This is a genomic window from Corallococcus sp. AB032C, assembly GCF_003668935.1.
GTDB lineage: Bacteria > Myxococcota > Myxococcia > Myxococcales > Myxococcaceae > Corallococcus > Corallococcus exiguus.
This window is the reverse complement of the sequence record NZ_RAWP01000008.1, coordinates 3,687-17,669: the sequence shown is the minus strand read 5'-3', so window position 1 is coordinate 17,669 and position 13,983 is coordinate 3,687. Positions and strand designations below refer to the sequence as shown.

General features: G+C 70.5%; 1 protein-coding gene (cut by a window edge). It reads right to left on the bottom strand.

Annotation, left to right across the window (positions count from 1 at the left end; translation table 11 throughout):
- Nucleotides 1–13,983, bottom strand: the beginning of a protein-coding gene (locus tag D7X99_RS04910) for a non-ribosomal peptide synthase/polyketide synthase (RefSeq protein ID WP_121776707.1). The gene continues 18,276 nt to the left of window position 1, outside the view; only the first 13,983 of its 32,259 coding nucleotides appear in the window; the start codon lies at nucleotides 13,981–13,983; its stop codon lies off the left edge, out of view.

Sequence of the window (13,983 nt, the reverse complement as noted above, 5' to 3'; positions counted from 1 at the left end):
GGGGGGAATCTCCTCCTCGCGCAGCGACAGCGCGACCTTGATGAGCCCCGCGAGCCCCGCCACCGTGTCCAGATGGCCCACGTTCGTCTTGAGCGACGCCAGAGGGATGGTGCCCCGGTGCTCGGGCCCCAGGCCGTAGGCGCGCTGGAGCGCCGCGACCTCGATGGGGTCGCCCAGCGGTGTCGCCGTCCCGTGCGCCTCCACGTAGCCGATGTCCGTCGCCGTCACGCCCGAACGGCGCAGCGCCTGCGTGATGACGGTCGCCTGGCCCTGTACGCTGGGCGCCGTGAAGCCGGACTTGTCGCGCCCGTCATTGTTGACGGCGGTGGCTCGGATGACGGCGTGGATGGGGTCGCCGTCGCGGACCGCGTCCTCCAGCCGCTTGAGCACCACGGCCGCCACGCCGCTGCCGGAGACGGTGCCCTTGCCCTTCGCATCGAAGGCGCGGCAGTGGCCGTCCGGGGAGTAGATCATCCCCTCCTGGTGCACGTAGCCGGTGCGCTGCGGCACCGACAGCCGCGTCGCGCCCGCGAGCGCCACGTCCGACAGGCCGGACAACAGGTTCTGACACGCGACGTGCACCGCCACGAGCCCCGTGGAGCACGCCGTGTACACGAGCATGCTCTCGCCAGTGAGCCCCAGCTTGTAGGACACCTTCGTCGGCAGGCTCTGGTAGGTCGCGGTGCCGTACAGCTCGAAGAACGCCGCCGAGTCCAACGGCAGGTGCCGCTGCACCTCGTTCGCGTAGCCGGATTCGTTCGCGCCCGCGAAGAGGGAGATGACGCCCGGGAAGCGCGCGGGGTCGATGCCCGCGTCCTCCAGCGCCGCCCACGCACACTGGAGGAACATCCGCTGCTGTGGGTCGGTCCACTGCGCCTCGCGCAGGGACATGTCGAAGAACGCGGGATCGAACTGGTCGATGTCCGAGAGCACACCCTGCGCGGGCACGAACCCCGGATGCTGTGTCAGCGACACGCCCGGAGGCAGGCCGGGCATCGGCTCCAGTTCCTCGGGAGTGAAGCGGGAGATGGACTCCACGCCTTCACGCAGGTTGCGCCAGAACTCCTCCACCGACTCAGCGCCTGGGAAGCGCCCGGACATGCCGACGATGGCGATGGCGTTCGACGGCAGCGCTGCCGTCTTCTCCGGCGCGGAGACGGGTGCGGATGGAGCGGGCATGGAGGGCCCCGCGGGTGACGCGGAAGGCGTGAGCACGGACGTCGGATCGGGCGTGGGCACGGGACGCGCGGGCAGTCCCTCGCGCTCCAGTCGCCGGGCCAGTCCGTGGACCGTGGGGTGTTCGAACAGCCAGACCACGGGCACGTCGCGCTGGAGCGCCTCGTGCAACCGGCTGGCGACGCGGACCACGGTGAGCGACGTGCCGCCCAGGTCCTCGAAGAAGTGGTCGTGGACGCCCACGCTCCGGGCGCCCAGCTCCCGCGCCCAGATGGCGGCGAGCTGTTCCTCCAGCGGATCCGCGGGCTCCACGAACCGCCCCTTGCGAGCACTCGCCGCGACGTCCGGCGCGGGCAGGGCCTTTCGGTCCAGCTTTCCGGAGGCGGTGAGGGGCAGCACGGGCAGCGGGACGAACGCGGCCGGGAGCATGTACTCGGGCAGCCGCTGTCGCAGGTGTTCGCGCAGTGCCTGGACGTCCAGCGCACCGGCCACCACGTAGGCCACGAGCCGCTTGTCGCCGGGCACGTCCTCGCGCACGAGCACGGCCGCGTCGGTGAGGGCGGGCCAGTCGCGGAGGGCGGCTTCGACCTCGGACAACTCGATGCGGTAGCCGCGCACCTTCACCTGGGTGTCGATGCGGCCCAGGAACTCCAGGCTCCCGTCCGCGCGCCAGCGCACCCGGTCTCCCGTGCGGTACACGCGCTCTCCGGGCAGGGTGGCGAAGGGGTGGGGGATGAAGCGCTCGGCGGTGAGGTCCGGGCGGGAGAGGTAGCCCCGCGCGAGCCCGTCCCCGCCGATGAGCAGTTCACCCGGAACGCCCACGGGCACCGGCCGCAGCGAGCCGTCCACCACGAACGTCCGCGTGTTCGGCAGCGGAGGCCCGATGGGAATCGCCTCGGCCGGGACGTCGTCGGGCCGCTCCATGCGGAGGCAGCAGGTGAAGACGGTGGCCTCGGTGGGGCCGTAGCCGTTGACCACCGGGAGGCCCAGCGTCTCCACCACGCGGCGCGCGTGCGTGGGGGACAGGACGTCCCCGCCGACGAAGAGCTGTCGCAATCCGCGCAGCACCTCCTGCTTCACATCCACCACCTGCGCGAACAATCCCGCGGACAGGTAGAGCGACGTGACGCCGTGGCGGCGGATGACCTGGCCCAGCAGCTCCAGGTCCGTGGGCGGCTGCGGCGGGAAGACCACGAGCCTGCCGCCGGACAACAGCGGGCCCCACAGCTCCAACGTCGACGCGTCGAAGGACAGCGGCGCCATCAGCAGGAACGTCTCGTCCGGAGTGAACCGGGCCCAGGGTGCACCGTGGAGGAGCCGCAGCACGCCCCGGTGCTCCACGGCGACGCCCTTGGGGCGGCCGGTGCTTCCGGAGGTGAAGTCCACATACGCGAGGTTCCGCGAGGAGAGCGCCACATCCGGAGCCGCGGAGGGCTGTTCCTCCAAGCGAGTCTCCTCCACGAAGACGCACGGCACATCCTCCGCGACCGGCAGCGAAGCCCGCAGCGCTCGGGTGGTGACGAGCAGTCGGGGTGGCGCGTCCTCCAGCATGAGGGCCAGGCGACGCGCGGGATACGCGGCATCCAGGGGGACATAGGCCCCGCCCGCCTTGAGGATGGCCAGGAGCGTGACGACCAGCTCCACGGAGCGCTCCAGGCACACCGCCACCAGCGCATCCGGCCCCACGCCCTGCGAGCGCAGCACCCAGGCCAGCGCATTCGCCCGAGCATCGAGCCGCGAATACGTCAGCCGCGCGTCACCCGATTCCAACGCGATGGCCTCCGGACGCTGCGCGACCTGGAGCGCGAAGCGTTCCACGAGGTTCGACTCACGCGGGTAGTCCACGCCGGTGTCGTTCCACGCGGTGAGCACCTGCTGGCGCTCCTCGGGGGTGATCCATTCCACCTGGGCCAGGGGGTCGTCCGGAGCGGCGATGACGGCATCCAGCAACGTGCGCAGGTGTCCGGCCAGCCGTTCCACGGTCGAACGCTCGAAGAGGTCCGTGCTGTATTCGATGACGCCGCGCAGTCCGTCCGGAGCCTCATGCAGCAACAGGCCCAGATCGAAGCGGGCCGTGGCGTTGTCCACCGGCACGGGCCGCAGTGTGAGCCCCGGCGCCTTCAACTCGCCGGTGGGCGCGTTCTGGAGCGCGAACACCGCCTGCACCAGCGGGTTGCGGCTCAGGTCGCGAGCCACGTGCAACTCCTCCACCAGCTTCTCGAACGGCAGGTCCTGATGTTCGAAGGCGGCGAGCGCCGTGGCCCGGACCTGGGAGAGCAGCGTCCGGAACGAGTCCCCCGGACGCACGCGCCCGCGCAGCACCAGCGTGTTCACGAAGAAGCCGACCAGCCCCTCCAGCTCCGCGCGGTCGCGGCCCGCGATGGGCGATCCCACCAGCAGTTCCTCCTGCCGCGAGTACCGCGACAGCAGCACCTGCCACACCGCGAGCAGTGCCATGTACGGCGTCGCGCCTTCCGAGCGGCCCAATGCCACCAACCGCTCCACGCCCGCAGAAGGAAGGTGCACGGGAAGCAGTGCCCCCTTCGTGGACTGGAGCGGCGGACGCGCCTTGTCCGTGGGCAGCTCCAGCACCTGGGGAGCCCCGGCGAGGTGCTGCTTCCACCACGACACCTGCCGCACCAGCACGTCGCCATGGAGCCAGGAGCGCTGCCACACGGCGAAGTCCGCGGGCTGTACCGGCAGCGCAGGCAACACCGGTGTCCGGCCTGAAGCGAAGGACTCGTAGGCGCCGGCCACCTCGCGGACGAGCACGCCCAGTGACCAGCCGTCGGAGACGATGTGGTGCATGCACAGGAGCAACAGGTGCTCCCGAGCATCCAGGCGGAGCAGCCGCGTGCGCAGCACCGGTCCCCGTCCCAGGTCGAAGGGAAGCGCGGCCTCTTCCACGGAGCGCCGCTGGGCCTCGGCTTCGCGGGACGCGCGGGGCATGGGGGGCAGGTCGGTGACCGGCAGCTCCCATGCACCCGCCGGGTGCACGTGCTGGACGGGCTGACCCTCCTTCATCGCGAACGTGGTGCGCAGGGCCTCATGCCGGGAGACGACGATCTCCAGGGCGCGGCGCAGCGCCTCCACGTCCAGCGCCCCGTCCAGCCGCAGCGCGGTGGCGATGGTGTAGTGGTTGCCGCCCGGACGGAGCTGCTCCACCACCCACAGCCGCTGCTGTGCGTAGGACACCGGCAGGTCCCGGTCCCGCGACGTGGCGACGAGTGCCGGGATGCGCGGCCCCTCGACACGCGAGAGGAGCCAGGCCTCCACCCGTTCCGTGAGCCGGGCGACGGTGGGTGCCTCGAAGAGGGCTCGCAGCGGCAGCTCCACGCCGAAGGTCGAACGCAGCCGCGAGACGAGCTGCGTGGCCAGCAGTGAATGCCCCCCGATGACGAAGAAGTCATCGTGCAGTCCCACCGACTCCAGGCGGAGCAGCTCCTGGAACAGGGTGGCGATGCGCTGCTGGAAGAGCGTCATCCGCTCCAGAGTCACGGCCCCGCCAGCGACCGAGCGCGCATCCGGAGCGGGCAGCGCCTTGCGGTCCACCTTGCCTACGGGCGTGAGCGGCAGGGCGTCCAGCGACACGAACGCGGAGGGCACCAGGGGCGCGGGCAGTCGTTCGGAGACGAAGGCGCGCAAGGCCGTTGCCTCCACCGGCGAGCCCGGCACGAACCACGCCACGAGGCGATCCTCGAGCACTCCCGCCACCGCGGCCTTCACCGAGGGGTGTTGCCGGAGAATGGCCTCCACCTCGCTCAGCTCGATGCGGAAGCCGCGCAGCTTCACCTGCGTGTCCATGCGGCCCAGGAAGTCCAGCGTCCCGTCCGCGAGCCAGCGCACCCGGTCGCCCGTGCGGTACAGCCGAGCACCGGGCACGTCGCCCCACGGTGAAGGCACGAAGCGCTCCGCGGTCAGCTCGGGGCGCCCCAGGTAGCCCCGGGCCAGGCCGTCGCCGCCCAGGTACAGCTCGCCCGGAACGCCCACGGGCACGGGCTGCCCGTGCGCATCCAGCACGTACGTCTGGACGCGCGTCATCGGCCGGCCGATGGGCACCGACGTCGCGTGCTCCGGCAGGTCCACGATGTCGTGCGTGGTGACGCCCACGGTCGTCTCCGTGGGGCCGTACAGGTTCACCAGCCGGCCCGGAGGCCCCGCGCGCAGCACCGCGCGAGCCGCATCCGCGTTCGCCGCCTCACCGGCGTACATGACCGTGCGCATCGTGGCGAAGGCAGCAGGGACTTCGCGCGCCACCGTGTGGAACAGGGCCGTGGCGAACAGGGCCGTGGTGGCGCCCACCTCTCGCAGCGAGCGAGCCAGTTCCGCCGGAGCCAGCGTCACTTCACGCGGCAGGATGACGAGCCGCGCGCCATTGAGCAGCGCGCCCCAGACCTCGAAGGTGGCCAGGTCGAACGACGGTGTGCCCGCCTGCACCATGCAGTCGTCCGGCCCGAGCTGGACGGAGTTCGTGTCCCGCACCAGGTGCACGATGGACTGGTGCGTGATGCCCACGCCCTTGGGAGTGCCCGTGGAGCCCGACGTGTAGAGCACGTAGGCCAGTTGCCCCGGCCGCACCGTGACGTCCGAGGAAGCGGGCGCAGGTTTCTCGTCGGATTCCTCCGCGTCCGGCTCCAGGCACACCATGGGCAGGGAGTGTTCCGGAAGGGCGCCCAGCAGGTCCCGCTGGCCCACCACCGCGGAGATGCCCGCGTCCTCGAACATGAACGCGAGGCGGGAGCGCGGATAGGCGGGGTCCATGGGCACGTAGCAACCGCCCGCCTCCAGGATGCCGAGCATCCCCACCACCAGCTCCAGCCCCCGCTCCACGCACAGCGCGACCCGTGCCTCTGGAGGGAGTCCGAAGGCGCGCAGGCGCATGGCCAGCCGCCGCGCACGTTCCGCCAGCGCCGAGTAGGTGAGCACCTGGCCTTCGTGCTGGACCGCGACGGCCTCCGGTGCACGGAGCACCTGTGCCGCGAACAGCTCCGGCACGGTGTGGGGCGCGAGCGGACGCTGCGTGGCGTTCCAGTCCACGAGCACGCGCTGGCGTTCCTCGGCGTCGAGCAGCGAATGCTCCCGCACGGGCACATCGGGGCGGGCCGTGAGCGCGCCGAGCAGCGCCTGGAAGTGCGCCATCATCCGGGCGACGGTGGCGGGGGCGAAGAGGTCGGTGCTGAAGTTCAGGTCGCCGCTGAACGCGCCGTCCCGTTCCTGGAGGCTGAAGTCCAGGTCGAACTTCGCGGTGGTGATCTCCCCGCCACGCAGCTCCAGACGGAGGCCAGGAAGGTCCAGCGCGTCCACGGGCGCGTTCTGGAACGTGAACGCCACCTGGAACAGCGGAGACCGGCTCAGGTCCCGAGCGCCCTGCATGCCCTCCACCTGCTTCTCGAAGGGCAGGTCCTGGTGCGCGTACGCCGCGAGCGTCGTCGCCTTCACCTGGGCCAGCAGCGTCCGGAACGAGGTCCGCGGATTGATGCGAGCACGCAACACCAGCGTGTTCACGAAGAAGCCGATGAGGCCCTCCGTCTCCGCGCGGTTGCGGTTGGCGACGGCGGAGCCCACGAGCACGTCGTCCTGGCCCGTGTAGCGAGACAACAGCAACTGGAAGCCCGCGAGCAGCACCATGAACGGCGTTGAGCCTTCCCGGGCCGCCAGCGCTTTCACCGCGTTGGAAACGTCAGGGGACAGCGCCACGGGAAGCGACGCTCCCCGGAACGACTGTGCGACGGGGCGAGGCCGGTCGGTGGGCAGTTCCAGAGCGGTGGGCGCGCCGTCGAGCTGCCCTCGCCACCACTCCAGCTCCGCCTGGAGCACGTCTCCCTGGAGCCACGAGCGCTGCCAGAGGGCGAAGTCCGCGTACTGGAGCGGAAGGGGAGACAGCGCCGGGGATTGACCGGAAGCGAAGGCCTTGTACAGCGCGCCCAGTTCGCGAGCGAAGACGCCAATGGACCAACCGTCGGAGACGATGTGGTGCAGCGTGAGCAGCAACCAGTGACGCCGTGAATCCAGCCGCAGCAACACAGCGCGCACGAGCGGCCCGGTGCCCAGGTTGAAGGGCCGCGCGGCCTCCGAGGCTGCGTGACGGTGCGCCTCGGCTTCACGGTGGTCCTCGGGGGTGGACTCCAGCGAGACGATGGACAGCGTCAGCGTCGCTTCGGGATTGAGGCGCTGGACCGGCGAGTCCCCACCGGACACGAACGTGGTGCGCAGGACTTCATGTCTGCACCCCAGGGCCTGGAGGGACCGCTCCAGCGCCGAGGCATCCAGCGCGCCATCGAGGACCAGGATGCCGGGCACGTTGTAGAAGGCGCTGCCGGGCTGGAGTTGATCCAGGAACCACAACCGCTGCTGCGCGTAGGACAGCGGCACGGGACCGGAGCGCGGCACGGCTACGAGCAGTGGCGTCCTCGGCCGGGTGTCCTCCCGCGAGCGCAGTGCCTCCACACGGACCGCGAGCGTCTCCACCGTGGGCGCCGCGAAGAGGTCGCCCAGGGGCAGCTCCACGCCCAGGGTCGAGCGCACGCGCGACACCACCTGCGTGGCCAGCAGGGAGTGGCCCCCCAGGTCGAAGAAGTCATCGTGGATGCCCACGCGAGGAACGTGCAGAACCTCCGCGAAGAGGGCGGCGAGCCGTTGCTCCACCGCGTCGCTAGGCGCGACGTACGTGTCCGCTGAAGCCACGGGGGCCTCGGGAGCGGGAAGGGCGGAGCGGTCCAGCTTGCCGTTGGCGTTGAGGGGAAGGGCGTCCAGCACCACGAAGACGCTGGGGATCAGGTAGTCGGGAAGTCGCTGCTGAAGCTCCGAGCGCAGGGCCCTGCCGTCCACGGACTCTCCGACGACGTAGGCCACCAGCCGCTTGTCTCCGGCGACGTCCTCGCGCACCACGGCCACGGCTTCATGCACGCCGGGCAGTCCGCGCAGGGCCGCTTCGACCTCACCCGGTTCGATGCGGAAGCCGCGCAGCTTCACCTGGAAGTCGGTGCGCCCCAGGAAGTCCAACGTGCCGTCCGCGCGCCAGCGCGTCCTGTCGCCGGTGCGGTAGAGCCGTGCCCCCGGGGTCGTGCTGAACGGGTGGGGCACGAAGCGTTCGGCGGTGAGCGCGGGCTGGTGGAGGTAGCCCCACGCCAGTCCCTCGCCGCCGACGTACAGCTCTCCTGGCATGCCAGGAGGGACCGGCTGCATCGCCGGACCCAGCACGTAGGCGGTGGAGTGGAGCAGCGGACGCCCGATGGGAACGGTGGTCTCCACGACGTCGCCCGCATGCATCCGGTGCGTGGCGGAGAAGGTGGTGTTCTCGGTGGGCCCGTAGCCATTGATCAGCATCGTGCCCGGACGCATCCGCGCCAGGTGTTCCCGCACGCGTGAGGCCGGGAGCACGTCGCCTCCCGCCAGCACCTGCGCCACGGAAGCGAGGGCCTCCGGATGGTGCACGGCCATCTGTTCAAAGAGGGCCGCCGTGAGCCACAGCGTGGTGACACCGTGCCCTGTCAGCATCTCCGCGATGCGCGCGAGGGACAGCTCTCCCGGAGGCGCGAGCACGAGCCGGGCCCCATGCAGCAGTGCTCCCCAGATTTCGAGCGTCGAAGCATCGAACGCGGCTGGCGCAAGCTGGAGGAAGACCTCGTCTGGGCCGAAGCGAATGAAATCGCTATCCACCACCAGCCGCGACACGGCGCGGTGCGGGACACAGACACCCTTGGGCGTCCCGGTGGAGCCCGAGGTGAAGAGGACATAGGCCAGCCGGTCCCCTGTCGCGCGCGGATCCGGCGGCGCATTCTCCGGACGCGAAGCCAGCCGGGACGCATCCGCATCCAGCACCACCAGCGGCGTCATCAGAGACGGCAGTTCATCCGCGAGCGCCTCCCGCGTGATGACCATCGCCGCCCCGGACTGTTCCAGCAGGAGGGACCAGCGCTCGGGCGGAGCATTCAGGTCGATGGGGACATAGGCCGCGCCGGTCTTGAGCACCGCCAGCAGCGAGACGATGAGGTCCGGCGAGCGTGGCAACAGCACGGCCACGCGGCTGCCCTCGGAGATGCCAGAGGCGCGAAGGTGGTGGGCAAGCTGGTTCGCCCGCGCATCGAGCCGTTCATACGTCAGGCTTCCGGACTCGGATACCAGCGCCACCGCGTCCGGCGCCCGAGCGACCTGCTCCGCGAAGCGGGCCGTGATGGACTGTGCGGAGAAGTCCCGGACAGCGGAGACGCCGCTCCAGTGCTCCAGCACCTGACGCCGTACTTCCGTGGGCATCAGCGGCAGCTGCGCCACCGGGACCTCCAGTTGTCCGGGAAGCGCTTCCAGCAACGAGGCGTAGCCCCGCACCAACCCCTGGAGGAAGGCCGGGTCGAAGAGGTCGGTGTTGTAGTGGAGGCTGCCGATGAAGCCGTCCGGTGACTCTTCCAGGATGAGGCTGAAGTCGTACTTCGACGGCGTGAAGGGAGGAGGCAGTTCGCGCAGCGTGAGGTCCGGCAGCCGCCACTCCGCGGTGGGCGCGTTCTGGAGGGTGAGGGTGACCTGGAAGAACGGCGTATGGCTCGGGTCGCGTGCGGGCTGGAGTTCTTCCACCAGCTTCTCGAATGGGACGTCCTGATGTTCGAAGGCGCCGAGCGTCGTGGCGCGCACCTGGGCGAGCAGCGTCCGGAACGAAGCGCGTGGGTCGATGCGCGCACGCAGCACCAGCGTGTTGACGAAGAATCCAATCAGCCCCTCCGTCTCGGAACGTGTGCGGCCCGCGACCGGAGCGCCCACGCTGACGTCGCCCTGTCCGGCATACCGGGACAGCAGCAGTTGGTACGCAGCCAGCAGCACCATGAAGGGCGTGGCACCCGTCTGCCTCGCCACGGCATGCACGCCGTCCGTCAGTTTCCGGGACAGCCGCACCGCGAGCTGGTCCCCTGAGAACGTCTGCGCCGCCGGGCGCTGCCGGTCCGTAGGAAGCATCAAGAGCGGAGGCGTATCCGCGAGCTGCTCCCGCCACCAGGCAAGCTGTGAGGTGAGTACCTCCCCCTGAAGCCAGGAACGCTGCCATGAGGCGAAGTCGGCGTACTGGATGGGAAGCGGCGGAAGCAAAGGACGCTGGCCGGAAGCGAAAGCCCGGTAGAGGGAGACCAGCTCGCGCACGAGCACTCCCGTGGACCAGCCGTCCGAAGCGATGTGGTGCGTGAGCACGAGCAGCACATGCCGCGTCTCATCCATCCGCACGAGTACCGCGCGGAAGATCGGGCCTCGCGCCAGGTCGAAGGGCCGCTGCGCCTGCGCGGCGACGAAGTCCCGCAGCCGGACTTCGCTTGTGCCCGGAGGCGGCAGGTCCTCCAGGTCCACGAGCTCGAACGGGCATGTTCCTGGAAGCGCGATGCACTGGACCGGCCCGTGGGCCCCGGAGGCGAACGTGGTGCGCAGCACCTCATGGCGTTCGACCAGCGCATCCAGGGCCTGCCGCAGTGCGGGAACATGGAGCGCACCTTCGATCAGCACGGTCCCGGGCAGGTTGTATGCAACGCCACCGGGCTGAAGCTGCTCCAGGAACCACAGGCGCTGCTGCGCGAAGGACAGCGCGAGCTCGCCCTCCCTGCTCACAGGGCGCAAGGGTGGCGCCTGGGGGCCCTCGCTCCCGCCTCGTGCCTCCTCCAGCGCCGAAGCCAGGGCCGCGAGCGTGGGCGCCTTGAAGACCGCACGCAGGGGCAGCTCCACCTGCAACGCCGCCCGGATGCGCGACAGGAGCTGCGTGGCGAGCAGCGAATGCCCTCCCAGCGCGAAGAAGTCGTCGTGCACGCCCACGCGCTCCACGCGCAGCAGATCCGCCCAGAGCGAAGCCAGCTGCTCCTCCGTGGGATTGCGCGGCGCGACGTACTCCGGAACCACCCCAGAGGCGATGTCCGGCACGGGCAGCGCCCTGCGGTCGACCTTTCCGCTGGACGTCAGGGGCAGGGCCTCCAGCGAGACGAAGGCACCGGGCACCATGTACTCAGGGAGCCTCTCCGAGAGGAACGCTCGAAGGGCCTCCGTCCCCGCCACGTCCGTCCCTCCGACGAGATACGCCACCAACCGCGTGTCGCTCGCCGTGACGCCCGGGAGCGCCACGACGACGGCCTGTCGCACGGCGGGGTGCTGCTCCAGCGCGGCCTCGATTTCGCCCAGTTCAATGCGCAGCCCGCGCACCTTCACCTGGAAGTCGGTTCGGCCCAGGTACTCGATGGCGCCATCGGGCAGCCACCGGGCGAGGTCCCCCGTGCGGTACAGCCGGGCCCCGGGCGAGTCGCTGTACGCGTCCGGGATGAAGCGCTCCGCGGTCAGGTCCGGGCGGCCCAGATACCCGCGGCCCACCTGCACACCCCCGATGAACAGCTCACCGGGAACGCCCTGGGGCACCGGCCGCAGCGATGCGTCCAGCAGCCGGATCGCCGTATTCGCCACCGGATACCCGATGGGCACGGAGCGCCCCAGCGCGCCGCGGACACACTCGTACGCGGTGACATCCACCGCGGCCTCGGTGGGGCCATAGAGGTTGTGCAGCCGCGCGCGAGGCAGCCGCGCCAGGCACCGTTCAGCCAGCTCCAGCGGCAGTGCTTCACCGCTGCACACAACTTGGCGCAGCGACGCGCACTGCTGCAGGCCGGGTGCTTCCAGGAACGCCTGGAGCATGGACGGCACGAAGTGCGTGACGGTGATGTGCTCCCGCGCGATGAGGTCCGCCAGATAGTCCGGCTCCTGGTGTCCTCCGGGCCGAGCCACCACCAACCGCGCGCCCGTCATCAGCGGCAGGAAGAACTCCCACACGGACACGTCGAAGCTGAACGGCGTCTTCTGCAACACCGCGTCGCCCGGTGACAGCGGCAGCGCCCCCTGCATCCACAGGAGCCGGTTGACGACGCCCGCGTGCGCGTTCATCGCGCCCTTCGGCCGCCCAGTGCTGCCAGAGGTGAAGATGACGTACGTCAGCGCGTCCTCGGAGGCCACCGGAGGCGGCGCGCCGGACGGCTGCCGATCCACCTCCGCCCACTGGGAATCCAGGCGGAGTACCGGCACGGAGTCCCCAGCCGGCAGCCGCGCCACCAGCCGCTCCTGGATGAGCACCACGGCGGGCCGGGCGTCCTCGAACATCCACGCGAGCCGCTGCGCGGGCAGGGCCGGATCCAGCGGAACGTACGCCCCTCCGGCCTTCAACGTCGCGAGCAGCGCCACCACCAGCTCCAGCGACCGCTCCAGCATCAGCCCGACGCGAACCTCCGGCCCCACGCCCATGGAGCGCAGGTGCCACGCGAGTTGGTTGGCCCGGGCATCCAGCTGCGAATAGGTGAGCGCCGTCTCTCCAAACGTGACGGCCACCGCGTCCGGAGTGCGAGCCACCTGCGCTTCCACCAACTGATGCAGCAGCACCCCGCGAGGAAACGCTTCCCGGGGCCCGTTCCAGGCATGAAGCACGCGCTGTCGCTCTGCCGTGTCCAAGAGGGACAGCTCCGACAGGCGCGCATCCGGCCACGAGACTGCATTCTCCAGCAGGACGCGCAGGTGCCCCATCAGCCGCACCATCGTGACCTCATCAAAGAGGGCGGTGCGGTACTCGGCGGTGAGGCGCAGGCCGTCCGCCTGTTCGAAGGCGAAGAGGGTGAGGTCGAACTGCGCGAAGCCGCTGTCCACCCACTGCGCGTCCAGCGACAGCCCGGGCAGGCGCACGGTCGGAAGGGGCGTGTTCTGCAGGACGAACATCACCTGGAAGAACGGCGGTACGTCCAGGTGACGCGGAGGCTGGAGCACCTCCACCAGCTTCTCGAAGGGCACGTCCTGGTGCGCGAAGGCCTCCACCGACGTCGCCTGCACGCGGCCCATGAGCGCGCGGAACGATGGAGCCCCCGCGAGCGATGTTCGCAGCGCGAGCGTGTTGACGAACAACCCGACCAACGGCTCCAACTCCGCGCGCGAGCGTCCGGCGACAGGCGTTCCGACCGTGAGGTCGTCCTGCCCGGAGTAGCGCAGGAGCAACGCCTTGAAGCCCGCGAGCAACACCGTGAAGAGGGTGGTGCCCTCCTGTGCCGCCAGGGTCGAGAGCCGCTGGATCAGCGCGGCGGGAAGCATCGAGGACACGGTCGCGCCCCGCCTGTCCGCCTGTCCTGAGCGAGGCCGATCCGTGGGCAGCGACAGGACTGCCCGTGCATCCAGCCGCGAGCGCCACACGTCGATCGACGCCTCCAGCGCCTCCCCCGTCAATGCCTCCCGCTGCCACACGGAGAAGTCCGCGTACTGCAATGCCAGCGCGGGCAGCACCGGCGTCCCGCCCGAAGCCAGGGCCTCGTAGATGAGGGCCAGTTCGTGCACGAGCAGGCCCATGGACCATCCGTCGGACACGGTGTGGTGCAGCGCGATCAGCAACAGGTGCTCGGTGGGGGAGACAGCGAAGAGCACGGCGCGCAGTAGGGGACCCTGCTCCAGGTCGAACGGCGCGCGAGCCTCTTCGTGCAATCTTCGCCAGGCCTCCGCGGCATCCGCCACTGGCACCACGGGCAGGGGCACGTCGAGTTCGGGCGTGATGCGCTGCCATGGCCGTCCGTCCTGTTCCACGAAGGTGGTGCGCAGCACCGAGTGGCGGCGCACCACTTCGTTCAGGCTTCCCGCCAGCGAGGGCACATCGAGCAGGCCCTCCAGGCGCACCGAAAAGAGCAGGTTCAGTCCGGCCTGTCCGGGCGCCAGCCGCTCCTGGAACCACATGCGCTCCTGACCGAACGACGCCGGCACCCGCGACGTGGGGCGGCGCTTCTCACGCAGCAGTTCCGCCAGCCGCGCGCGCTTCTGCTCAGGGGTGGAAGCCAT